Here is a 24673-nt window from a genome sequence, read left to right as displayed (position 1 = left end):
AAATTAGAGTTAAGCTTAACTTTAGAATTATTATTTCTGTTAATTTACTAATCCTGAATAAAGCCAACCAATCTTATCATCAACCTGAACTTTGTACCAAACCTGACCAGCACTATTTGTTTCTTCACTCAAGATAGTTACTGAAGTACCATTTGGGATTTTTGCTAGGACTTCAACTTCTGTGCTTGGGTAGCTCCGTAAATTTGCATAACCATCACCAGCTTGAACAACTCGATTATCAGTAGAAGATTGATGAGTTATCTGTTCATTAGTAGTTACAAGTTTTGGATTAGCATACTTTATAACTAATGTGTCTTTCATAATAAGTGAATTATCATAATCTTGAGCATCAGCCCTAATGATTATTTGACTACTTTCAGTTTCAATACTGAATCTGCTCGGATGAGTATTAAAGTTTATCCAGTCTTGCTTTGATTTACCCAAGCAACTACTTATTTCTCTTACTTTATCAGTCCACGTATTGGAGGTTAAATCGAACTTGGCTTCCCATTCTTGTTGCCATATATTTTCAGGCAGTTCTTCATTACACTTCTCAGTACGTACATAAGTAACAAGTATTTCTTTATCATTTAGCTGTACATTACCTGGGGTTTCATAAGAAAAGTCTGATCCAGTTTTCTTAACTAATGCAGGAATCGTTTCATTTAGTGAATGTGATGAATCTGATTTAGGTTCATCTTGGTATTTTGAGTCTTCCTCAGCCTTTTCAGGATAAGTTAAATCAGTGGAAGATGAGTCAGTATCTGAATCTATCTCTGCTGATTTAATTTCTGGATGATATTTGTTCGACGATTGAGGTGTATTTATGATTGTTGTAGAACAAATAAAAAATAGAAAAACAAAAATACCTACAGCAGTCGATTTTGGATGCTTAGATATAATTTTTTTGATTAAGTCTTCCATCAGTTAATTAGAGTTTACAATAGGCAAGAATATATAATTATTTTCTTTACTTAGTTGGCTAAAAAGCAACAGTTAACTTACTGATAAATAGTATGAAGACTTTAAATCTATGAATAAGAAATTGGTGGACTTAGAAAAATAAATTCAGCAAAGATGCTTTACTAAGAGCCTAAATCAGATTTTGCTTACTTGATAACTAAAGTATATTTTTGATTAAAAGTACATATTACTTAATTATTCCTATGTTTTTATTGCCACACTTGGGGTCAAGCATTTTATACACAAACTACTAGAGAAAAATTTGGTGCTTTTGCAGCATAATCGCGATCGCTGCTTGAACTGATGGCAAAATCAGTACAGCCCAACCAACAGGAAGTACAAGAGATATTGCAGCAGTTATGCGAGATTCCTTGTACTCCGCAGTTTCGCCTTAATGGGAAGATGAGAGCGTACAGTTAAGCGGTACTGGAAAAATGTGCCGGGTGCGATCGCCTATCTCAAAGAAGCCCTGCGGACTTGGAAAGGAATCAAGTCACCGGAGGCTGTGTTTGTGGCTGCTTGTAAAGAGAGGCGGAAACCGGAGTCAGCACAGGTCAAATCTGCTGTGAAGGATTGGTTTGAGTGGGCAAGGCAGCAGAGGATTGTGATTGCTATGTCGGGGGATACTGTGTACACGCCGGATGGGGAGGCTGTGGCACTGGCGGAGATGATGCGGCGGTATCCGGTGGAGGGGTAAGGTTGTAGATATGCCCAAAAATCTGAGGAATAGTAGAGTAAATGATCACTACACAGACAAATTTGTAACCGTTTGTTCTCCAAAGCTAGAGTATATTTGGATTCATAAGTTTCTGTATAATACATTCATGTTTTATAATTTTATCCAATGAATTGGTTTGAAAAACTAACAGGTTTTGCTGAGGAATCGCCACAGCAAGTTAGAGACAATATCACTATTGAGGGGAATGTCTTAAAATCTCATGTAAATGGGAAAGAAATGATTTGTGGCCGTTTGGAAACGCCGTCCTTAGCTGAACTGAGAGAAAGTGTTCAGTCGAGTGCATATAAAGTAGGAAAAATATCGGTAAGTGAACTAGTTGCTAACGTTCAGGATTTGCATCTAAACAAATCAAATGCTAATTCACTTTTTCAGGTAGCATCACAGTTTAATCTACTGGAAATGCGTTCTCCTTCTGTAACTCCTGAGATTGGTGTAGGAATTTATGAGAAGGATTTTACCCAAGGCCCAGTATGTGCTATTGCAGCAGGTGCAGGAACAATTTATCGAAATTATTTTGTAAAGGTAAATAAGCAAATTGGGCAATCAGCTATAAATCAAATTGATTGCCTTGCAGACATAGGCGTAGCTTTGGGAAATGAGGGGAATCGTCTTTGGAAAATGAGAAACGGTTATGTTTTACCATCACGTAATGGTTTAGTCGAGATTTCACGTCAGCTTCGGGAATTGACTCATTCAGAAGTAGATAAATTACGGCAATTGTTAAGAATCGGTATTCAGTGGAATACGCAAGTAACCCTCAATGATTGCCAACATATAGTTTCACAAGCTTATTGTTCCGCTTTGCCAGTTGCCTACTCAAATTATCCGTGTGACCTATGGGCGGAATTTGCACGATTGGTTCTAGAAGCATCTTATGAAGCAACTATTTGTACGGCAATCTTAAATTTGCTCAACAATGGCAACAATAGAGTGTTTCTGACGCTTGTTGGTGGTGGAGCATTCGGCAATCAACACGAATGGATTATTGACGCTATTCAACGTGCTTTGAATCTATATAGAAATGTTGATCTGGATGTAATAATTGTTAGTTATGGCTCGTCTAAGCAATATATTCAACAATTGATAAAGCAATATTAGCAGTTGGGAATATAAAATTGTTGCTCGTATTGACGGAGAAGATTGGAGATTGAAGATTGCAGATTGCAGATTAAATGTTTTTGGTACAAGCCCCGCCGCAAGGGGCAGGAATAAATCTAAAATCATCAATCTCAAATCCTCAAGCTGCGTCCAAGAGTGGGTGCAGTCAATCTCAAATCTACAATCGGCAATCTACAATTGCTTGACAGTCATACAAAACAGAAATCTTTTTGTTAATTTTATAGACAAATATTCATTAAAAAACATTAAAATTCTGCTGGTACTTCAGAGCTAGTTAAAAGTTTTTTCTTGCTTCGCTTCAACTGTTTCCAAAGTCTTTTGATTTGCTTATAAGCTCCTGTTTTGTCAGCTTTCTAGATGTCTCTAGAGCCGAAATATAGCTAACTCTTTGCGCGAACTCTTGTAAGTTAGCATGAATTCGACTAGAGGACTCATATTTGATTTCTGAAAAACCAAGTTCCCTATAAGCTTGTCATACAGAGGTTTGTTTTTCAGTATCCTTAGCAGGATTCAAGTACGATTCCTATAGCAAGATAGACACTCATTAATACCATTCTTCCGCCGCCCCGGTTGCTTCAAATTTTCAAAATGTTGACTCAGTTGATGATTACGCCGAGCCTGTGGAAAAATCAGTTCAGCCTAGCCAGTAGCAAGAAGTGCAGGAGGTATTGCAGCAGCTACGGGAGATTCCTTGTACTCCGCAGTTTCGGTTAAATGGGGCGATTCAGCGCACAGTCAAGCGGTATCGGGAGAATGTGCCGGGGGCAATCTCTTACTTGAAAGAGGCAGTGCGAACTTGGAAAGGGATCAAATCACCGGAAGCTGTGTTTGTGGCTGCTTGTAGGGAGAGACGAAAACCGGAAGCCCAGCAGGTAAAATCGGGTGCGATCGCTTGGTTTGAGTGGGCTAGGCAGCCAAGGATTGTGATTGCGATGTCTGGTGAAGTTGTGTATGCGCCGGATGGTGAAGCTGTGGAGTTAGCCGAGATGATGCGGCGGTTTCCGGTGGGGGAGTAGGGCAGGGCTGTTTCATTCCACAAGGTGAAGGAGTTTGTCAATATCATGAGAGATAAATCTTTGGGCAATTGTGATGGAAGTATGACCATTTCGGCGAAGTATATTGAGAGCGATTGCTCTCAATATGGAGAGATTTGCGGGAGCATTGCCCATACGGATCGTCGAATTATCTTCTTTGAAAACAACATCTTTCACCCAATGGAGGCAATTTTCGATACCCCAATGACCGCGAATACCGATGGCAAATTCCTTCGCTGTACAAATCAAGCTGCTAATATAACAAACAATCTCATGATATTTCTTATCCTTTCTTGTGCCAATTCTTTCGACCCTAATTAAAGATTGTATTCCCGTCCATTCTGGGTCAATTCCATTGACATCATGGAAAACTTCGACAGTACGAGTTGTTAATCTATCTCTAGTCTTTTCTGTCTCAATTATCCGAGAAGTTGGTTTTCTGGTAGCGGCAATCTGTTGAATATGTCGATGTAGTTTTGGTTGATTATCTTTCACAGCAATAACGTAATCGTTACCACCTTCAATAATTATTTTGCAAGTTTTTTTTGGCAATGTAAGGAATCAAAGCTCAAGATAACATCTTCTATATCCAATGCTGTGACTAGCTCCTGGACAACTTGTATTTCGCTTTTGAGTTGGTTATCAAATTTCTTCATCCCCACAACTAGCCCTTTCTTGCCAGCAAATACTGATACTATGCTCACAAAATTCTGATGAGATGAACTATAGTTCTCCACTGTACCCTTAATACTTTTACCATCTACTGCACACCATTCTGATACTTCTAAATCCACATAATTTTTCGCCCATTCATTAAATTTTTCTGTCAGTTTATCAAAATTCACTCCCATGACTACACGTCGAATTGTTGAATATGAGGGAACCCCATGTTTTTGAATGCCAAATTTTTCTATTAATACCCGTCTATGCCTTTTAACAAAATCTCCCCACTCACGATACCCAACATATCCATTCATTGTTCCCATTATGACAAACAGCAACACTAGCCACAGTGGATGTCTTCGTCCATCAGTCGTTCTAAAATCTTCCACTTGCTTTAATTGTTCTATCAGCTCTGCACCCATATTTTTTCCCCACAACTCTTGCTATTTTACCTGTTTTAGGGAATGAAACAGCCCTGGGGGAGTAGGGGGCTTTCAAGGGTAGGGATTTTGTACTTGGTCATTTTTTGACTATTTTAGCCGATACTTAAATCCTGAAACGACCAAACCACGTTAAACAGTTAAGAAATTTCTCAACTATTTTCGAGATTTTAAAACCCCTACCCTTGAAAGGGAGTAGGGGGATGCTGCTCCAACCCTAACTCTAGCTGCACAGGTTCTTCCGCTTGCAGTTGTAGATTTTTGTTGCGTCATTATTGAGTTAGTCTGGCACTCATGAATCTATGCCACTAATAATATTTGCGTTAAAAAGCTTAAGTTGAGTTAAAGAAGTAAAAACGAAAAATTAAGGTTTTCAGTCACTTTTTATACCAAGAATTAGAGATTTTTAGAATAGTGGGATAGGTTCATGTAAGGAATATGTTGCTCATAGGTTATTTAGATCAGTAAATGAGTTGAGATCGCTGCTGGATAAGGTGTTAAATCAAGGTAAGCTAGTGATTAAGCGGCATCGGAAAACCAAACATAAAGGTAATTTTAGCTATATTGCAGTTTAAATGCTGATTAGCTCAATCTGGTCATTTTTTGAGTAAAAGCATAGCTTTCTAAATAGCGAATTGTAAAAATTATTTTTGACCAGCTATTATAGTGGCATTAAACTAGTTTTGCAAAAGTTTTAAAATTAATTATTAGAAATAAAATAGCAAGTATCTTTTATAAAATTTGTTGCTAAATAACCAGCGACGGCTAGAGTGATAATTGTAATAAAGCCAACAAATGTAATTTTTGGTATAAAACTATACTGATTTGTAGTTTTTAGTGCTTGGAAAATACCTAAAATACCACCTATTAAAACACCTAGTAATGACCATCCCCATGCTGGTTGTTTTACAGATATCAAAGTAAAAGAATATGCAATTAAATCAATTATAAATAATGCTACAAAAGTTATTGAACTAAAAAAATCCTTACCAAATCCTCCAGCAACTGTATAAATCAAAAATCCAAGACATAATAATGTAAATAATACTAATCTAAAATCTAGATTCTGTATATAGTTTTTAATAATTTTTCGATAATATGGATTAATTAAAGGTGTAAATATAGCTAAAACAAATCCTGTCAAAACAGAAAATAAATTTATATTGTTTATAGCTTGTTCCTTATTTATATTCAAAATACACTTTTCTGCAAAATTAATATCTGAAACAATAGTAATTCCGTTTTTCGTATATGACAAAAACCAGACATTATCTACTTGAATCCAAAAATTCAAAATACTACGAATTACGTACATTAATATTCCTAAAATAATAGCAAACCTAATAATATTTTGAATAATCGTCACCCATTGTATACCTTTCTTAAATTTTACACTTACTTCAAATTGACCAATATTAGTTGTTAAAGTAATTTTATCTTCATATTTTCCAGCTTGTATAAAAGTTGGAACTAGCTTTATTGTTAAATCAACTTCTTTATCTTCAAAACTATCAGGGCTTATCTCAATTTCTTTCGGAAAATTATAAATATTACCTTTAATTCTTCCTTCAACTTTACCAAATCTACTTATGCAAGTAATTTTCAATGCTCTTTGTAAAAAGTGGATATTTTTTTCTACAAAAGTAAGGTTTCCAAAGTTTATTTGCTCTGGCTCTAGCTGAATATAAATATTTCGTACTGTATATTTTAAAAAAGTTCGGCATATTTGACTTATACCTTCTAGTTGAAATACGATATAGCCTTCATAATTACCTTGAGTCACAGCAAGAGTATCTAGAGAAATAGAAAATTCCCTTAAATTGTTAGAATTAATTTCTGGAAGTAAAGAAATGCCTGGAAGATAACCTTCTAATTTTACATCTCCCCATACAAAACCACGCCCTTTTGTAAAAACTTCAAAATTAATATTTGTTTGATATCCAACTGGAATTTCACCTAAATCAAGTTTATCTGGTTGTACAAATACTATTGGATTAGGAGGACTTCCTACACTTTTACAAAGTTCTCGAACAAATATCTCCAAACCTTTCCTATTTTTTTGTGTATAAGAATTAATTATTTTTCGGGATAAATTTCCTAAATCTGTTCTTCCTTGCCCTAACAGCCATTGTGTAATATCGTTATTATATAGATAATCTTGTGCTTCATCAGGATATTGATCACACATAGCAATTAATTCAGGCAATGATGATGCTTTTCCTTTCTTAAACCTAAAAGTGTGCAATTTTAAAGCATTTTGATACTCTCGATTTTCCAGAGCTTGTCCTGCATTTAAAAAGTGATGATCCTCATCACTTAAATTTTTACCTAATGCCCACGCCTGAGCATCTTGCAAAGCCTGACCTCGCAATAACCTTGATTCATCAGTACGCTTAGATATAAGCCAAGCTGTTATTGCCTCAGCATATGGTCGCAAATCTGCTAATCTATTTTCAACCCAACTCTGATTAAAAACAGACTCATAGATCCGATTGTAAACTCTTAACTTACCTTGCTCCTCAACTACCAATCCTGATAACCGTAATTCTATTTGCTCTGAACTTTTATCTGTTGTAACTTCTCCGCTCTGTAAAATTTGCTGATATAAACCTAGTAAACGCCCTGCACGCTGTTCATTTCTTAAAATACGGTCACGTATCGTTTTCAAATGCTCTGGCTCATCCTGTGATTCCCAACTCTTGATTATATGGGATTGAACTAAATCTTGTACATTCAATCTTTTATCATAACCTTGAATTAACTTACAGAGCTTCTGCGTAAGAAATGGTTGACCGCCTGTCCAATTTAAAATCTCTTGTAAAATTATTTCTGGGTTACTAAGTTTTCTTGGCAATCCTTCCGTTAAAGGGAAAGCTTCATGCAATTTAAAACCTTTTAATTCAATTGCTCGACCTATATTAAATGGAGTACGCTTTTTATCTTTAATTAAATCAGAGGGAGTAGCTACTCCTAGTAAACAGAATGTAAGGCGTTTGTATACTGGATTAACAACCCGCGCGTTATAACAATACCTAATTAAAGCAAAAAAGTCGTCATTCGAGAATTTTAAACTAAGTACACTATCAATTTCATCTACAAAAATAACAATTTCCTGAGTAATTTCAGCTAATAATATTTCTTCAATAAATTCACTTAACCTCTGCACAGGAGAAAGGCGATCTCGCTCTAACAACCAACTTCGTAAATTAAGTTTCTGAGAAAGAGCAAAGCTACTCATCAAGATACGGATTATACCTGCATACCACTGTTCTTGTGTAACGATATGACTGCCAATCTTCGTCAAGTCAATTGCAGCACAAGCAATATTTTCACTTTGCAGTCTTTTCATTGTTTGAATCCACAAGCTAGACTTGCCCATTTGCCGTGAGTTTAGTACATAACAATAGTCCTTAGCTATTAAACCTTCATACAAATCCTGGTCTGCTTGTCGCTTGATATAACTGGGAGCATCAACTGGCAAACTCCCTCCGACATGATATTCATAAGCTGGGGGTTGTGTTATCTTCATTAGCTGACTCTTAGACGATCACAAAAATACTGGCGATATAAATTACAACGCGGTATAACATCATTTCCTTGCTGTTTAAGCAATCCCATACTGAGTAATTGAAAGCACTGTATTTGGTTCAACCGTACAGGTATAGTATTCGTAACTACCTTTTTGATAGCAGCAACTAATTCCGGATGTTGCTCTAAATTCCATAAATGCCGTCGCAAATGATCACTATAAAGACCAGCTTCTGTAGGTGCAGTTTGCAACAATATATTGAGCGTAGTATCTTTCCGAGCAATATGATAAAGTGCAACCCTTATAAGATAAGGATGCCCTCCTACCATTGCCATTAGCTGCTCAACTTCAGTCTGACTCCAATTGAGTCCATGCTTTAGTGCCAGATAAAACACCTGTTCAGCATTAAATTCTGGTAATTCAATCGGTAAACCTACATTAAATGGTGATTGATTTATATTAAGTGGAATATAAACTTCAGTGGAATGCACCACTACCAACCGCAACTTTTTCCATATTTCCCGATTTTTTCCATCCTCATGCCAAGCACGTAAAAGTCCGAAAAAGTCATTGGCAATTTCGGGATATTGAAAAACACGATCAACCTCATCTAATCCCAAAACTATGGGTTGGTTGATTTCTGCTAGAAGATACTCTTCAAAATATAAAGTGCAGTTGACATTAGTGCCAAAAATTTCATCCCAGTAATTTTCTATTTTATTAGGGATTCTAAGTCTGTGTCCCACAGTGACGCAAAACCACTGAAGGAATTTGTCCAAATCAGCAAAGACTTTTCCATCTGCTAATTGAAAACTTAAAGGAATAGTTAAGTAATCTTGTTGTGAAGCTTGATAAAGAATCCTAGCCATAAGCGAGGTCTTTCCCATTTGCCGAGGAGCTTTAATACGAATTAGAGAACCTGGCTTTAAAATTGCTTCCTTGCAACGAGATTCAATAGGAGGACGTTCAATGTAAAACTCTGAAGCTAAATCCACCTGCCCTTCAGGTAATTCGGGTTCTGCTACTGGCATAGGTGTATATGAACACGAAAGGCTGATTTTTTCCTCTACGTCAGTACTGAAGACTTCACCTTCCGTAATACCTGCGAGTAAACTCAAGACTTCCTGCAAGATTCTAGAAGTATCAGCAGGCGAGTTCCACTCTCTTTGCTGAATTTGATTTAAATAACCTCTTAAATCATAATTTAGTGGTTCGCTCCAAGGAAAGTTAACACGAATGGGCAGAATTACTGGTTTACATTCTGACCGTAAATCTCGTAAATGTTTTACCCGTCTCACTTCTTCTGTAACCATCTCACTGCTGGCTGATTGTGGAGACAACAGCAGTAAGAAGTAATCACATAATTCTAATTCTCTATCAATGCGTTGAGGCCAGCTTTGCCCTAAACGAATTCTCTCTCCTGCCATGAATGCTTGATGACCAGCCGCTTTGATAGCTTCGTAGAAATATTGGGCAAGGCTTAAATCTGGATCTTGACTGCGATAACTGATGAAAACTCGCTGACTAGTTATGGGTTTTGTTGAGACAGTGGAAGAAGCTCTTTGAAGAGAGTCAACTGAATATGAGATATTTGAAACAAGTTCTTGTTTAGATACTTGTCCCGGCTTTTCATCACTAAATTGTAAGTTGTTCTCTGACTTCTGCTTTAAAACTGGTATTTGTCCTTGTGAAAGGTCTTCCATTTGAATTGCAACTAAACCCTCGTCAAAAGCTCTTTGGAATACATTTTGAGTTTCTGAGTTTTCGTAACCTAAACCATCATAAAATCCTTGAGCAAATACAATTGCAGCTTTGTCACCAATGGGCTGGTTCATGCCAATTGCATAATTAATATGTTGGCTAATAGCATGAGCGGGTTTAGCTGAATAACAAGCATTGAGTAAGACACAGTTGACATAATCGGCGTGTAATTTAAACAGCGCTGCTAATCCTTCTGGTGAAACGGGTTTGTTGTTCCCACCATCATCTTCCAGTAACAAACTGCCATCCTCCAAGCCATGTCCGCAGAAATGAACGATGAAAGGACGTTCTTCTGCGATCGCACGACGAATATCTTGAGGACGTACAGCCGTTCTAATGCGAATCTCAAATAAATCCCGTCTTGTGGCTCGTCGTATGGCTTCCTCAATTTCTCTGATCTCTCGATCCAAACGCAAACCATGAGGGATTGCTGCCAAAATCAAGATTTTCTGCTGCTGGGTATACTGATTTGCTGATGTCCCCTGCGGCTGTCCAAAGTGAATATTATAAGTGTCGCCGCCTATGCGCCCAGCATTTACTATACCTGCGTTAATCAACCCTCCACCAAACTGAGAATTGGGTGCATTGTTATTGGTGACTTGCTTCGGTTCCTGGGAGTCCGGCATGGATCGGTTTTAGCATACTTAAGTATTCTACTGTAAATACTATCACCTTTAATTTTTAGGTCAACAGGTGCAAAATCTGGCTCAATCTCGCCTAAGCTCCATTTGGGCGAAGTGGTCTTGCAGCAGCTTGTGGATAAAGCGATAGCGTCCACCGACACGCTGGAGTAGCATACGTTTGGTGCAGTAGTCGAGGAAACGGGCATAGTTCCAGGGAATGTAGGCATTAAAACAAAGGATGAGGTTTAAGAGCGATATAAACTTGAACTTGTTTTTTATAAGCAAAATAAACGATAGATATTACATAAACTTTAGGATTGTAACCAATTGATTTGCTAAATCTGTCAAAACATTACAGGTTGTTGATACAGAGGTATAGTAAATGTGACAGTAGAACCCAACCCTTCCCCAAGACTGAAAAAATTTATTTCACCACCCATTGCCTCTATCAATTTTTGAGATATTACTAACCCTAAACCTGTACCACCATATTGGCGGCTACGAGAACCATCTACTTGCGAGAATAGTTGAAATAGTTTGTCTTGTTTATTTAGGGAGACACCAATACCTGTGTCTCTTATTGTGACTATCACCATACTAGGAATTTGTTTTTCTAGTGATTTATCTTTGTTGATAAGATCGGCACTAACAGTAATATTGCCTTCATATGTAAATTTGATGGCATTCCCTACTAAATTCAGCATTACTTGTAGTAATCTTTGATAATTACCGTAAACAATAACTTCTTCCGAATTTGGTAATTCCAATTGAAAGCTAAGATTCCTTGCTTCTGCTTGAGGACGCATGAAGTTTTCAACATCAGAAAATAATTCATTGAGGTTGACGCTAGTGCTAACTATTTCCATCTTTCCTGCTTCAATTTTCGCTATATCCAAAACATCATTAACAATATTAAGCAGATGTAGGGATAGGTGGTGGGCTTCTTTTATAAACTGATTCTTTTCTTCTACATCATCTACCATGCCTTCTAAAATTAGTTTTAAAAACCCAATCATACCGTTGAGAGGAGTACGTATTTCATAATTTATGTTGTCCAAAAATTCTCTTTTTTTCTGCTCTACTTCTTGCGATGTTGTATCAAGTTGTTTTAAAATTAATTGTCTATCTAGTTTCGCACTAGCCGTTAAAAAATGATAATCTTCATTACTCAATTTTTTTCCTTCTGCCCATTCTTGAGCATCTTGTAGAGCTTGTCCTTGTAATAAGCGAGAATTGTCTTTATATTGAGAAGCTAACCAAGCTGTTATTGCTTCAGAATATGGACGTAAATTAGCTAATTCTTGATTGAGCCAATTTTGATTAAATATAGATTTATAAATTTTATTATAAATTTTTAATTTATTTTTATATCGAATAACTAAACCAGTAAGATGTAATTCACTTTCTTCTAAAATATTATTTTCTATTAACTTCGAGTTTTCTTCAGCTATTAAAATTTGTTGGTATAATCCTAATAAATAGCCAGATTTTTGCTCATTTCTGAGGATTCTATCTCGAATAGTCCGTAAATGTTCAGGTTCATCTTGAGATTCCCAATTTTCAATAATACATTCTCGAACAACCGCTGCAACCGAACGAGGATGTTTCTGCTCAGATTCTTCAAACATAAGTTGACACAACTTTTGTGTTAGAAATGGTTGCCCCCCTGTCCAGTCTAAAATTTCTCGCATTACTAATTGAGGATTGTTAAATTTACCATACAATCCTTTTTCTAATGGTTTTATTTCATGTAATTGGAACCCATTGAGAGAGATAGCTAGCCCAATATTAAACGGAGTACGCTGTTTATCCTCTATCAAATTGCTGGGGGATGCCACTCCTAGTAAACAAAAGGTAAGACGATTATATTCAGGATTATCAACACGTTTGTTATAGCAAGCTCTAATCAAAGCAAAAAAATCATCAGTAGGAAAATTCAAACTTAATACACTATCAATTTCATCAATAAAAATAACGATATTTTCTTTAATATTAGTTAGTAAGATTTTTTCTAAAAATTTACGAAATCGGGTTACTAATGAATTTAACTGATTTTCCTCCCACCAATCACAAAAATTTAGTTCCAGAGCAAAACTATCGATGAGATTGTCAATCAAATCTGCATACCATTGTTCAGGCGGGACATTTTGAATCCCACCAGCAGAAAGATCCACGGCGGCACAATGTACACCTTCATCTCTCAATCTCTGCATGGTACGCACACGCAAGCTGGACTTTCCACTTTGACGTGAATTTAGTACGTAACAAAACTTTCCCGCTTTCAGCCCTTCATATAACTGAGCATCAGCTTCTCTGGTGACGTAGGTGCTAGCATTTTCAGGTAGGCTTCCAGAAAATATGTATTGGTCAACCATAACTCACCTAACCCAAACGAGTTGAGAAATACTGGCGATACAAATCACAACTAGCAACGCAATCATTACTAACAAGTTTTACTAAGCCCAAGCTATGTAACTTGAATGCAACTTCAGTATCTAACCTGACAGGTACATCTGTCATTACTACTCTTTTATACCCTGTCTCAAGCTGGGGATTATGTTGTAAATGCCACAGTTGTTGTCGCAGGTGGTCGCTGAATATTCCTTGCTCTGTTGGGGCAAGTCTCAAAAGTTCTTCTAACAGTATCTGCTGGCTTTTCAGATGTGCGTTAGCGGAGCTTAACGCAGTTATCGCAGACTGTACCAAATAAGGATGTCCCCCAACCAAACCCATCAACCCATTTAAGCCCTGTTCTCCAAACATATTTAAACCCTGTTGTTCAGCAAGGTCTAATACTTGTTGATCATTAAATTCAGGTAACTCAATGGGCAACCCAACGTTAAACGGAGAGTGATTAGTATCGAGAGAGGGGTAGGATTCAGTGGAATGAACTACTACAAGGCGCAGTTTCTTCCAGATGTTGCCAATCTTGTCACCTTGCTTGGCTGCTTCATACCATCCCCTCAGCAGTAAGCAGAACTGAGGGAAAATCTCTGGATAATCAAACAGTCGCTCAAAGTTGTCGATGGACAAAACTAGGGGTGCATCTGTGACCGATAGTAAATATTTTTGAAAATAGCGAGTACAGTTTTTATTCAGCCCAAACACTTCTTGCCAGTGCTTATCTAGTTGTGGTTCTAAATCCAAGCTATCTGCTACATCAACACACAACCATTGCAGGAATGTTTTTAAGTTAGCTAGATTTTCAACATCAGCTAGTTTTAAATCGAGCTTTGCTGTTTGATAGCCCTGCCCTCTGGTATGGTCTAATATTTTCTCTAGTAAAAGAGTTTTACCCATTCTTTGGGGGGCTTTGATGCGAATTAACGCCCCAGGCTGAACAATTGCGTTGTAGCATTTTTCTTCAATCGGTGGACGTTTAATATATATGTTTGCGTTTGTTTTAGTCTGTTCATTGTCAACTTTTGAAAGCTTTTGTTCAATAGTTTCTAACTTGTCACCAAGCTCTTGTAAAGTGCGTTCTTCAGTCTGAAGCTGTTGTCCATATTGAAACTTACGGGATGGGTCTGTCTCAATTACCCATGCGTTTCTTATATTTGCAACTTTCTGGCTTTGCAATGTGTATGCTTTGTATATTGATTCTCTTTCTTGTTGCAATCGGTTTGTTTGCTGTCGTGATGGGGATGAATTATCTGATGTTGCCTGCGGCCCAAAGTGAATATTGTAGACATTCCCACCAATTTGCCCAGCATTCACCGTATTAGCATTAATCAACCCTCCGGCAAACTGAGAATCGGGTAAGTCGTTATTAGTGACTTGCTTTGGATCTTGGTCGTCAGGCATAGATCAGTTTTGGCAGATTTAAGCGTTGTTATTGTAAATAATATCACCATTGATATTTAGGTCAACAGATGCAAATTCTTTCTTAATCTCGCCTAAACTCCATTTGAGCGAAGTGGTCTTGCAGCAGTTTGTGGATGAAGCGATAACGTCCACCGACGCGCTGGAGCAGCATACGCTCGGTGCAGTAGTCGAGGAAACGGGCGTAGTTCCAAGGAATGTAACCGTTGAAGTAGAGGATGAGGCGTAGGGTGAAGTGTTTAATAACTGGCGTTCCACTTCTAGGTATCCCCCCTAATAGTCCCAAAAATAATCCAGACACTAAGCTCAAAATCAAAATCTTGACTGGACTAGAATTAGTCTGTAAAGTTCGTTGGATAAAAAATATTAATATTGTAGAAGGTAAAAATAACAAAGATGAGAACCTAATAGTATTTTTAGCAGATTGCCATATACCTTGGTTAGGAATAGTTTTTTCTTCAATTTCCAAACCATGAAACCCTAAAAGTAAACCACCAATTAAGCTGCCAACTAGTACAGAAATTATTCCTCTAATTAACGTATTAATTACTCCTAAAGTAGGATATAAAATAATTCCAGAAATTAAGCCATTGAACAAACCTAAAATCAACCCTAAAAATAATCCATTTCTTAAATTATAAGGAGAAAATTGTATACTTTCAACTGCTTCAATTTTATCTCCAATTATTCCAAAAAGTAAACCGCCAATTAGACCGCCAATTAAACCAAAAATTATCCCACCAATTAAACCGCCAATTAAACCAAAAATTAAACCAGATATCAGACTACCAGTTAGACCACCAATTAATCCATTAATTAGCCATCTCATAACAGTTTTGCTAAAGAACTTATTAGAGCTAATAAAATTTATTTCTTCTATTTTTAACTCTATGATTTCACCAAATGAACCATTAATCGCTCCTCCAATAAGTCCTCCAATCAAGCCATTAGCTAAACCATTGATTAACCTATCAATTGAGCCAATAATTAGCCCATTAATTAATCCTGAAGTTAGCCCAGCTATCAGCATTTGTATACTCCCCCAGACTATTAAATTATAAATAATCTTGGCACTTTTGCTTTTTAACAAACTAGGTTGCATTTCTTCTATCAAAAACTCCGTTTTGGCTTCCATCCGCATTTGTCTGGCTAACCAAACAAGCCACATTCGCGTTTTTTTAGAGTTATACTTTTTGATAAGTAAATATGCCTTATTATTAATATTCCGTGTTAACATTCTACCTATATAAGCGTCTAGCATATACTGAAGAGGGTCTGCTGTAAAAGTCAGATACTGCCATTGTTGAACGGAGATTTCCTGAGATGCTAAGACAGTAACACTGAGTAGTAAGGGAGTTCTAACCAACTCTAGTAAATCTAAATCATTACTAATGGTTGACCAAAGTTCTAAATAATTTATTGATGTTAGATAATCACAAATCTGATTACTGGTTAAAGGCTGTAAAGAAATAGCACCGTTAAGTTGTAATAAAGCGGTGTAGTTACTATATTCTTCACTTCGGCTACAAACGACTAGATAAAGCGGTCTTGTTTCGCCTGCTAAAAACTGATTAATACCATGGACGCAAGAATCTTGACGTTGTGGTTCAAGCTCATCTAAGCCATCAAGAAATGGTAGTAATTGGTGATCTGCAACCCATTCATTACCTAGTTTGGTTGAAACACCATATTTAGATTTGAGTTCAGCTACCAACCAGTCAGTTATCGATTGTCGGTTATCTTTCCATGAGGACAAGTTGAATAAAACAGGAACAGGATAATCAGGCTGTTCTTCGGCACGGTTGATTAAAGCTTGAGCCAGTTCTAACAGCGTAGTAGTTTTGCCTGATCCTGGCGCACCCAAAATTAATGATTTGCCTGCAATTTCTTCTGAATCAAAAACTTCTAAAATTGTTGTGGTGTCTGGGAGAGGTTCAGCCGGCTTTAAACCAATTTTTATTTCTGCATCCCAAGGGCGCTTTACCTGCTGGGGTTGTGACTCCTTCCCTAAGTTAATCAGAACGGCATTGTGTAGAGATTGCCTTAATCGTGCAGTCACTTCTTCTTTAACTGCGGCCAGTAGTATGCGCTCGTTCTTTGGTCGAGTCGGGTTGCCCACTGGTATTGTCTGCTGCCCCCCAAAGAAAATATTCCAGATGTCCCCGCCTATTCTGCCAGCATTAACATTCTCAGCATTAATCAACCCGCCACCAAACTGAGAATTGCGTAAGTCGTTGTTATTGACTTGCTTCGGGTCTTGAGAGTCCGGCATGGGTTAGTTTGGGAAGTCTTCAGTGTTGTTGTTTTGAATGTTACCATCTACCTGCTGTGTATTCTAGCTAAATGCTTGAGCATTCTTAAAACTTTAGATAAACTCCTTAAAAAGATGTCGTCCAAATTCTAATTGCTTTATCTTCGCCTCCACTAGCTAACAGCTTGCCATTTTGGCTGAAAGCAAGACAATTCACTGCATCTTGATGTTCAAAGCTGTAAAGCAAATCTCCATTCTTGACGTTCCAAAACTTAATGGTCTTATCTTGACCACCACTAGCAAGAACTTGACCATCTGGGCTAAACGCAACATAATGAACGCCACCTGATTGATGATTGAGAGTAGAAATAATTTTGCCCGTATTGAAGTTCCAGATATTGATGGGCTGTCCATAACCACAACTGGCAATCAGTTGTCCATCTGGACTAACTGTTACCCACCAAAGCCCTTGAAGAATAAAAGATGCGATTACACCAAACAAATCTGAAGTTTGATTGAGTGTGCGTAACAGATTACCAGTCTGCCACTCCCAAATTTTGATATCTCCTTGAGAACATCCAGCGACAAGATGCTTTCCATCTGGAGTAAATACCACAGTATTAACATCAATCGCGTGTCCCCACAAAGTTCTTATTTCTTCTCCTGTTTGCCAATTCCAGAGTTTTACCGTGTTAACTTGACCACTAGCAAGAACTTTACCATCTAGGCTGAAAGCCAAACAATTAACTCGAAAAGTTGAGACTCCCCCGCCGATAATTCGTTTTAAGGAACCAGTGGACACATCCCATAATTTGATATTGCCATCTTGTACATCTACATTGCTACTACTAGCAAGAGTTTGTCCGTCTAGACTAAAAGCTACGGCTCTAGTGACAGTTGAATGACTATTCATACTAAACAGTAATTTTCGATTACTTAAATCCCAGAGTTTAACTGTTGTATCACTGCTGGCACTAGCAAGTAATCGTCCATCTGGGCTGATTGCTACTGATTGAATTGCTCCTGAATGACCATTTAGCGAATATTTACCTATTTCACATTCTTGACCTAATGTATCGGAAGAATACTGTGTTTCGCTACTTTTGCTTTCTTTATGCGCTTGCTGCTTTTGGCTAGGTGATGATTTTGGATTATCTAATATTGGCTTCCCAAGGTAAATATTGTAGACATCGCCACCTATCTGCCCTGCGTTTACTGACTCAGCATTAATAAACCCACCGCCAAACTGAGCATTGCTTAAGTCGTTGTTATTGACTTGCTTCGGGTCTTGGGAGTCTGGCATGGGTTAGCTTGGAAAGTCTTCAGTGTTATTGTTTTGAATGTTACCACCGATTTGCTGTGCATCAACAGTCTTGGCATCCACTATACCACCTGCAAACTGCGAGTTCGGTTGGTAGTAAATTGAGACTTTATCACCCGTCTGAGCTAGTAACTTATTTTGCAGGTTAATTGTGGAAAATAGCTGGTTGATTATTTTATCTTTATCTTCCAACCTACCTTGGTACTGCCCTTCCAATGTCTTAGCCGCAAATTCATACCCCTGCATGAAGTCGTTGTGGATTTTCGGTTTGTCTGCATTAGGGGCAATAGCCACTCTGACTAAGATAATGCCATCACCTTTCTTTTCAATACTTTGGACATCCAATTGTGCGCCTTGGTTTTCGACTTCTACTTTTTTGAAGGAGTAGGCGAAAGCATCCCAATCGATACCGTTGCGAAAGATTAGGTCAACTGTTTCTAGGGATTTTTGGAATAGTTGGGTGAATTCTCCAGGGGCAAAGTTACCACTGCTGGGACGGCGTTCTTGTTGACCTTGGCGGAGGTAAATATAGTCACAAATTACGTTATTAAGATTTGTGTTACTGTTTATCTGCCAATCTTGTATACAGACTCCTGTGAAATTTGCTGAAGTAAAATCTGTTTCTAGAGCTTGAACGTTTTTCAAATTAGCATTTTCTAAAGATGCTTTTGTTAAGTTAGAGTAACTAAGTTTACATTCTGTCAGGTTAGCACCACTCAAATTTGCTCCGCTCAGATTTACCCCGCTAAGATCAAGTCCACAAAGGCTAACATTACTAAGATTAGCATTGCTCAAAACTGCGTTAGTTAAAATAGCTGTGCTTTTATTAATATCTTGAATATCTTCGTAAGTTAGAGATTCTACGAAATCATCTGAAAATTCACTGTAGAGAAAATCAAATTCACTAAAGGTAATTCCTCGCAAATCCGTATTGCTTAAGTCTGATTCTGCGAGATTAGACTGAACAAGGTTTGCATTGATTAGACTGGCCTGCTGAAGGTTGGCAAAAGAAAGGTCTGCTTCACTTAAATCAGCTTCATCTAAATTAGCAAAAGAAAGGTCTGCCTCACTTAAATCAGCTTCGCTTAAGTCTGCTTCTCTCAAATTAGCTCTAGTAAGATTAGCTCTGGCAAGATTAGCTTGAGAAAGATTAGATTTAATAAAAATAGTACCACTTAGGTTAACCCCACTAAAATCAATTTCACCAAGGTCAACTTCGCTCAAATCAGCATTACAAAGGTTTTGGGTTGCTATATTCCCATGAATAAGATTGCAGACCATACGCCATTTTTCAGCAATAATTGTTTCCTCGCTGAGAATAACTCCCTTTAATTTTGTGTTATTTAATATAACTCCGCTTAAATCAGCCTTACTAAAATTAGCTTGACTAAGGTTAGCATTACTCAGATTAGTTAAACACAAATCAGCATTACTGAAATTAGCACTATCAAGATTAGTAGCACTAAGGTTCGCTCTACGAAGATCCGCCTTGCTGAAATTGGCTCCCATCAGTCCAGCCATACTAAGATTACTGTCTCTAAGATTAGCTTCACTCAGATCAGCGTCCCAAAGAGTAACACCATGAAGATTAGCCTGTTTTAAATTTGTTCCTTTAAAATTAAATTTGCGAAGGTCTTTCTTTTGAAGATTAGCCATGCTAAGGTCTACTGTGATATATCTATTCTTATCTCTCCATTCATTCCAAACCTCTACCCCTTGCCGCAGTATTGCCAGATGCTCCTCATTCGCCATCTTGGGCTAACCCCTCTGCTCACCTGTCAGTAATAAACTACTCCGCATCCTGCCATCCGTCGATTGATGCCAGCAGTATATTAATCAAAGGATTATCGATTAGTTCCTTTAATGCTTCCGTTCCCCCAGCCTTCAATGCACCAATCACCCGTGCTTTCAATGTTGGGTTACTCTCAATTTCATCCACAGCCTTAGCCACAACATTCATTTTCTCCGATGTTGTATTCGTGGGGTATGTCTGGCTCAGTTGGTTGAGAAGCTGCTGAATGTCGGCTGCGGCTTGAGCGAGGTTCTGCTTTTGCTCTGGGTTGTAGTTGGTTATGTTGCCGCCGATTTGCCCTGCTGTTACTGTGTCGGCATTGACTAGACTGCCTGCGAATTGAGCGCCCTGTAAGTTGTTGTTGAATACTTGTTTTGAGCTATCTGGCATTATGGTATCTCCTTGATTTTGATAAGTCTGGGCGTAGAAGCTGGGGCGTTGTAGTGCTGTCACTACCATAGTTTGTAAATCAACAATTCTATTATCCTTTTCGGCAATTAATTGTTGAACTTCTTGTTCTACTAGAGCTTTTAGCTGATTATATGTAGCGAAATATTCCACACTCAGTTGGGATTTATCTGCGGCGATTGCTGTTTTAGCACGGAGTAAAAACTTGTCCTCACCACGTACTTCCATACCAACAATCCGCAAATCTGCCTCTGGGTGATTTTCAGCTAACTGCTTAAACGAGATGGCGATCGCTCTGGGGTCAACTCCTTGGCTATGGTAGAGGTCAAGGGTATCGAAGATGGGCTTGATGAAATCTCCAAACTCACCATCAGCAAACACTTCCTGCCTGTTGTCTGGTTTACGGTGGGGGTCGGGGTTGTCTTTTGTGGGCAGGCGCATATAAACGTATTCACAGCGCACTCCGTCAAACTTGGTGTTGGTGGTAATGTTCCAGTCTTCGATGTATGCTCCTGTGAGAGTTGCACCTGTGAAGTTAGTGCCGTCTAGTTGGGTTTGCACTAGCTTGGCTCTTGATAAGTCTGCGTCTTGTAAGTTAGCCCCGCTCAAGTCTGCACTGATAAAGCTGGAATCTGTTAGATTGGCTCCTTGTAAGTTGACTCCACGTAGATTTTGATGGTCAAAGCTTTTATTTTGTCCTTGCCCTGTCGTAACTAATTTTCGTACTGGTGGCTGTTCCAGATAAGTATTTTCAAAACGAGCAATGTCAAGCTTTTTTACATTCAACCAGCAAGTGCGAGTCACATTGGCATCTAGCAAATTTATACTTTGGAGTGTTGCACCAGCAAAATTTGCATCTGTTAAGTCACTCTTTTGAAAATGAGTTCCATCACCGATTCCGAATATGATTGCAAAAGTCCGAACAAGGGAATATTTTTGCTTTCCTGCTAGAGCTTGTCGGCTAATATAATCTGATAATGCAACCTGTGCTATGGTCATCATCATAACTAAAGTTAATAATTCTGGTTGCGTCTTCCTAGATACTACAGTTATATATAGAGTTGTATATAAAGCTGCAATTGCTGATGTTGCCAATGTTATGTTCACAGCTTTTTTACCCACAGCCGCAGCTATAGTTACTGCTAAAGTTAAAACTAAAACAGATACCATGCTAGTTGCCAAAGACGTTACACCACTAAAAGTTGCTGACAAAGCTATAACAGATGAGGCAATCAATAAGCCTTGACGCATAAACAAGTAACTAAAGGAAAATCCTAATATTACCAATACCAACACTTTAATTAGGTCAATTAGGTCTCTTTTCGTAGTAAGTAAAGATATAGTATCGAAAGCGAAATAAGGTAAAAATAAACCAGCTAATATTGCGAAAAACAATGCAGTAGTTAATAAAATAATTAATTCACTCCACATCAGTCCATCTGTAGCATGACTGAAGTTTGCCCCAGTTAGATTAGCCCCTGTAAAATCTGTTCCTCGAATATCTGCATAACTAAAGTTTGCCCCAGCCAAATTTTGTCCCTTGAATGAACGACCTCGGAGATTCTGATAAGAGAAATCTTGCGGCATAACAGGGCTAGTCAAAACGGGGGTTTACGCTAGATACAACTTAAGTATGCGGTTTTACGGACTTTTGCACAACATCTCTGAGCTATTGTGATCGCAGTTTTGAGCGTACATTCAGACGGTTCTGGGACAAAGTTTGGCAAAAACAATGAGTCTTTAAAATTCCTTTAAGGTTTCCTGTGAGGTTTTTTTAACCTATTGACGGTAATGTAAAATTTCTGACATTTCCACATACTTTGTCAAGTAATAGCTTAGTATGTGAGTAATTTTCCTAGTTTTCGCCAGAAATTCTGTCAACTCTGCTCTTAACAAAGATATTAAACCCTCAAATAAAATCTAAAGTTACCATGAACAAACAATCATTTAGCTACAAATACTCAATCATTCCTCTATTAGGCGCAATTATACTTAGCAACGGATTTTTCGCCAAAGTATCTGCTCAAGACATTTCTGCTCCAGACACCACTGATTCTGCACTAGCCACTGTCAAAAACCAAGAGTTTCCACAGTGGGGATATTACACGATACGAAGAGATTTTCGCAAATGTGTTTCTCCTATATGTGGGGGATATTTCATCAAACAAGTCAACTTGAAAGCTACTCCTTGCGTAGATGGCGTTTTTCGCTCCGAATGCTATGTGTCTGCAATTGATTGGAGTTCTCTGAAAGTCTCACCTTACCAACTGGTAAAAATTCAAAATGATGATGGTAGCCGTTTGCTCCTGAGAGGTAACATCGTTCCAGTGACATTTCTCGGATTCGGTGAGTTTGGGAATTTGAGAGTAAAAGAAGCCTTCATAGCCGCTACAAATACCCCCGAAAAAGGTACTTTTGTGGGACTAAAAGACAATGGCATTCGTTGCATTACCACTCCTTGCTTCTCCACAGATCAACTGGTTTTGAATAAGCCGAAGATTTCTCAAGTTTCGTCAATTGATTTGGGTCAAACGGGTGCAACACAAAAACAACTTGACGCAGCAACAAGCGAAATTTTTGGTAAAGGTTTGATTGCTGTAGGTAGAACTGAGGTAGTAGAAAACGTAGACCCAACCAAGAGAGATACTAAGTTTGTCACTACACAATTTTATCTAAGAGTAGAGTCGAACTAAAGGAATTTTGATAAGTAAGAGAAAAGATCACCCCAACAATCTTTGAGCCGCTATCCCTGTTCCGTCAGAAAGATTGCATTGGTCATGGTTTCAAGGCTCATCCCCATGCCCTCCCTATACCCAACACCCTGTTTATGACTCAAAAGACAGAGCAGATACTCATGTTCGCGTAGCATCCCGCAGGGAGAACAACTCTTCCATCGCCTCTGCTGTGCCAAATTCAAAAAATGGTCAATTTCAGCAATAATTCAAAAGGTACGTTAGCCGACAAGACGAGGCAATCGCATTTTCCCAGAATCTGTTATTTCCCTAATTACCGTATATTTCCTAACTCCTATGTGCTTCAACTAGCAGCAAACTCAGTAAATTTTCGTTTGTATGGGGCTTTAAAAGCCAAAACTATATCTTGTTTAGGAACTCCAGCTTCTACTAATTCATTAGCCACTCCGATTTCCGTTCCATCGCGTTCGATCCAAATTTTGCCATTTTTAATTTCTACGTAAATAATACAACCAAATATTCGAGTTAGGTCTTGCCAACCAATATTCATAACTTGATAGCGATCGCGCTCAGTATCAAATAACAATTTGACTTCTGTCTGGCTATTTGAGCGATTTTTGGCGTGACTTTCCAGAATTTTTTGGACTATTTCTTGATAATTTAGTCTCTCCATATAACAATCTCCTCTTGCTCTGGATTAAAAATTAGTAATTTTAGCTGATATTCGTCTATTATTCTTTGAATAAACTTCCGACGAAAAAACTCATGATAAACATCTACTGGAACGGCTAAATACAAAATCCGACCGGGTTCGGTCAACCTCAATGCTGAACGGTAGTTGAGACATTGACCAAGAGCTAGATGAAATTCAGTTACGTCCGATGCTCCTAAAAAAGATTTTATCTCTACTGCTATTTTTTTACCAGTTTTTTCAGCAGCTAAAATTCTCTCTGCTGTTAGGTCTATGTAAAAATCAATATCCTCAACTTGAATAAATAGATGCTCGTCAGTAATTGTCCATTTATCTTTTTCGAGGGCTATTTTAACTGTGTTATGAAATATATCTTTAGCTGGCATACATATATTAAATTTATATTACCACTACTCATACCATGAAGCGATCGCCTTCCGAAAATCCAGCAATTCTCATTATGAGAATGACCAATTCGGGCCAGCAATGATAGTTGGGGTAGGTATTGGTTGCGTCATCGACTCTTAACTTCACGGATGATTTCTCGTGTTCCGTTTTTTCGTAGATGATATTCAAAGCAACGACCATCTGATAACTCTATAATGGCTACACCCTTTAAAGAATAAAAAATTGGACAACCAGCAACTTTATGTTTGCTAATTTCTTTCTTCACGCCTTCTTGAGCTAGCGGCTCAAGCTCTTTCCCCCAGATAGAGAATTTACTCTGTTTGCTGTTATTAGATTCAGTATTTTCCTGTATCATCTAAAATCTCCCTAGTTTTAGCCCAAATAGAAGTCACTGTTTCAGTTTATATGCACACCAG

Annotated in this window: 16 protein-coding genes and 2 pseudogenes; 4 read left to right on the top strand and 14 right to left on the bottom strand. The window is 37.9% G+C overall.

Going from position 1 to position 24673, the window contains the following annotated elements; all coding sequences use genetic code 11:
- Window positions 1-39: 39 nt before the first annotated feature.
- Together FD725_RS29880 and FD725_RS29875 are read right to left on the bottom strand one after the other, a co-directional pair.
- Window positions 40-924, bottom strand: coding sequence for an SH3 domain-containing protein (locus FD725_RS29880; protein ID WP_179051835.1), 885 nt, complete (start codon window positions 922-924; stop codon window positions 40-42).
- A gap of 492 nt (window positions 925-1416) precedes the next feature.
- Entirely contained in the window at window positions 1417-1785 is a 369-nt protein-coding gene (locus FD725_RS29875; protein WP_179051834.1) for a hypothetical protein, read from the bottom strand.
- Window positions 1786-1807: 22 nt separating this feature from the next.
- Here FD725_RS29875 and FD725_RS29870 point away from each other — a divergent pair, with 22 nt between their 5' ends.
- Together FD725_RS29870 and FD725_RS29865 are read left to right on the top strand one after the other, a co-directional pair.
- Entirely contained in the window at window positions 1808-2800 is a 993-nt protein-coding gene (locus FD725_RS29870) for a hypothetical protein (RefSeq protein WP_179051833.1), read from the top strand.
- Window positions 2801-3477: 677 nt separating this feature from the next.
- Window positions 3478-3837 (top strand): hypothetical protein, encoded by a 360-nt coding sequence (locus tag FD725_RS29865; RefSeq protein ID WP_179051754.1) that lies wholly within the window; start codon window positions 3478-3480, stop codon window positions 3835-3837.
- A gap of 12 nt (window positions 3838-3849) precedes the next feature.
- On the opposite strand, the pseudogene FD725_RS33220 reads toward FD725_RS29865, so the two are convergent.
- Window positions 3850-4953: pseudogene (locus FD725_RS33220) on the bottom strand (ISAs1 family transposase).
- 430 nt (window positions 4954-5383) lie between these two features.
- Between FD725_RS33220 and FD725_RS29850 the strand changes: the two are divergent.
- Window positions 5384-5533: pseudogene (locus tag FD725_RS29850) on the top strand (IS630 family transposase); the annotation flags it as partial.
- A 125-nt stretch (window positions 5534-5658) separates the two neighbouring features.
- On the opposite strand, the gene FD725_RS29845 reads toward FD725_RS29850, so the two are convergent.
- From FD725_RS29845 to FD725_RS29810, 8 genes are all read right to left on the bottom strand, one after another.
- The gene (locus FD725_RS29845) at window positions 5659-8487 is read right to left on the bottom strand and encodes an AAA-like domain-containing protein (RefSeq protein WP_179051832.1); all 2829 of its coding nucleotides are present in this window, start codon (window positions 8485-8487) and stop codon (window positions 5659-5661) included.
- The gene (locus FD725_RS29840; protein ID WP_179051831.1) at window positions 8487-10874 is read right to left on the bottom strand and encodes an AAA-like domain-containing protein; all 2388 of its coding nucleotides are present in this window, start codon (window positions 10872-10874) and stop codon (window positions 8487-8489) included. Before FD725_RS29840 ends, FD725_RS29845 begins: the two co-directional genes overlap by 1 nt.
- Before the next feature lie 341 nt (window positions 10875-11215).
- Window positions 11216-13246 (bottom strand): AAA-like domain-containing protein, encoded by a 2031-nt coding sequence (locus FD725_RS29835; protein ID WP_179051830.1) that lies wholly within the window; start codon window positions 13244-13246, stop codon window positions 11216-11218.
- A 7-nt stretch (window positions 13247-13253) separates the two neighbouring features.
- Entirely contained in the window at window positions 13254-14675 is a 1422-nt protein-coding gene (locus FD725_RS29830) for an AAA-like domain-containing protein (RefSeq protein WP_179051829.1), read from the bottom strand.
- Window positions 14676-14757: 82 nt separating this feature from the next.
- Entirely contained in the window at window positions 14758-16965 is a 2208-nt protein-coding gene (locus FD725_RS29825; protein WP_179051828.1) for an NACHT domain-containing NTPase, read from the bottom strand.
- 106 nt (window positions 16966-17071) lie between these two features.
- On the bottom strand, window positions 17072-18247 hold the full coding sequence (locus FD725_RS29820; protein ID WP_179051827.1) for a WD40 repeat domain-containing protein: 1176 nt from the start codon (window positions 18245-18247) through the stop codon (window positions 17072-17074).
- 3 nt (window positions 18248-18250) lie between these two features.
- Entirely contained in the window at window positions 18251-20017 is a 1767-nt protein-coding gene (locus FD725_RS29815; protein ID WP_179051826.1) for a pentapeptide repeat-containing protein, read from the bottom strand.
- A gap of 37 nt (window positions 20018-20054) precedes the next feature.
- Window positions 20055-22052 carry a pentapeptide repeat-containing protein gene (locus tag FD725_RS29810; protein ID WP_179051825.1) on the bottom strand — a complete coding sequence of 666 codons (1998 nt, stop codon included), beginning with the start codon at window positions 22050-22052 and terminating at the stop codon, window positions 20055-20057.
- A gap of 344 nt (window positions 22053-22396) precedes the next feature.
- Here FD725_RS29810 and FD725_RS29805 point away from each other — a divergent pair, with 344 nt between their 5' ends.
- A complete protein-coding gene (locus tag FD725_RS29805) occupies window positions 22397-23158 on the top strand; it encodes a DUF6748 domain-containing protein (protein WP_179051824.1) in 762 nt (253 codons plus the stop codon).
- Between the two features lie 343 nt (window positions 23159-23501).
- On the opposite strand, the gene FD725_RS29800 is transcribed toward FD725_RS29805, so the two are convergent.
- The 3 genes from FD725_RS29800 to FD725_RS29790 form a co-directional block, all read right to left on the bottom strand.
- Complete coding sequence (locus FD725_RS29800) at window positions 23502-23831, bottom strand: XisI protein (protein ID WP_179051823.1); 330 nt, start codon at window positions 23829-23831, stop codon at window positions 23502-23504.
- A complete protein-coding gene (locus tag FD725_RS29795) occupies window positions 23819-24235 on the bottom strand; it encodes a XisH family protein (RefSeq protein ID WP_179051822.1) in 417 nt (138 codons plus the stop codon). Before FD725_RS29795 ends, FD725_RS29800 begins: the two co-directional genes overlap by 13 nt.
- Window positions 24236-24363: 128 nt before the next feature.
- Window positions 24364-24612 (bottom strand): MmgE/PrpD family protein, encoded by a 249-nt coding sequence (locus FD725_RS29790; protein ID WP_179051821.1) that lies wholly within the window; start codon window positions 24610-24612, stop codon window positions 24364-24366.
- Between the last annotated feature and the right edge of the window lie 61 nt (window positions 24613-24673).

The organism is Nostoc sp. TCL26-01 (assembly GCF_013393945.1).
Classification (GTDB): Bacteria; Cyanobacteriota; Cyanobacteriia; order Cyanobacteriales; family Nostocaceae; genus Trichormus.
This window is presented reverse-complemented; position numbering and strand designations above follow the sequence as displayed.

Bases quoted from the DNA above. Each gene is read 5' to 3' on its own strand.
- FD725_RS29830 (WP_179051829.1), bottom strand. From the start codon at position 14,675: ATGCCTGACGACCAAGATCCAAAGCAAGTCACTAATAACGACTTACCC.
- FD725_RS29845 (WP_179051832.1), bottom strand. From the start codon at position 8,487: ATGAAGATAACACAACCCCCAGCTTATGAATATCATGTCGGAGGGAGT.
- FD725_RS29870 (WP_179051833.1), top strand. From the start codon at position 1,808: ATGAATTGGTTTGAAAAACTAACAGGTTTTGCTGAGGAATCGCCACAG.
- FD725_RS29825 (WP_179051828.1), bottom strand. From the start codon at position 16,965: ATGCCGGACTCTCAAGACCCGAAGCAAGTCAATAACAACGACTTACGC.
- FD725_RS29880 (WP_179051835.1), bottom strand. From the start codon at position 924: ATGGAAGACTTAATCAAAAAAATTATATCTAAGCATCCAAAATCGACT.
- FD725_RS29840 (WP_179051831.1), bottom strand. From the start codon at position 10,874: ATGCCGGACTCCCAGGAACCGAAGCAAGTCACCAATAACAATGCACCC.
- FD725_RS29875 (WP_179051834.1), bottom strand. From the start codon at position 1,785: ATGTATTATACAGAAACTTATGAATCCAAATATACTCTAGCTTTGGAG.
- FD725_RS29805 (WP_179051824.1), top strand. From the start codon at position 22,397: ATGAACAAACAATCATTTAGCTACAAATACTCAATCATTCCTCTATTA.
- FD725_RS29835 (WP_179051830.1), bottom strand. From the start codon at position 13,246: ATGGTTGACCAATACATATTTTCTGGAAGCCTACCTGAAAATGCTAGC.
- FD725_RS29815 (WP_179051826.1), bottom strand. From the start codon at position 20,017: ATGGCGAATGAGGAGCATCTGGCAATACTGCGGCAAGGGGTAGAGGTT.
- FD725_RS29795 (WP_179051822.1), bottom strand. From the start codon at position 24,235: ATGCCAGCTAAAGATATATTTCATAACACAGTTAAAATAGCCCTCGAA.
- FD725_RS29800 (WP_179051823.1), bottom strand. From the start codon at position 23,831: ATGGAGAGACTAAATTATCAAGAAATAGTCCAAAAAATTCTGGAAAGT.
- FD725_RS29820 (WP_179051827.1), bottom strand. From the start codon at position 18,247: ATGCCAGACTCCCAAGACCCGAAGCAAGTCAATAACAACGACTTAAGC.
- FD725_RS29810 (WP_179051825.1), bottom strand. From the start codon at position 22,052: ATGCCGCAAGATTTCTCTTATCAGAATCTCCGAGGTCGTTCATTCAAG.
- FD725_RS29790 (WP_179051821.1), bottom strand. From the start codon at position 24,612: ATGATACAGGAAAATACTGAATCTAATAACAGCAAACAGAGTAAATTC.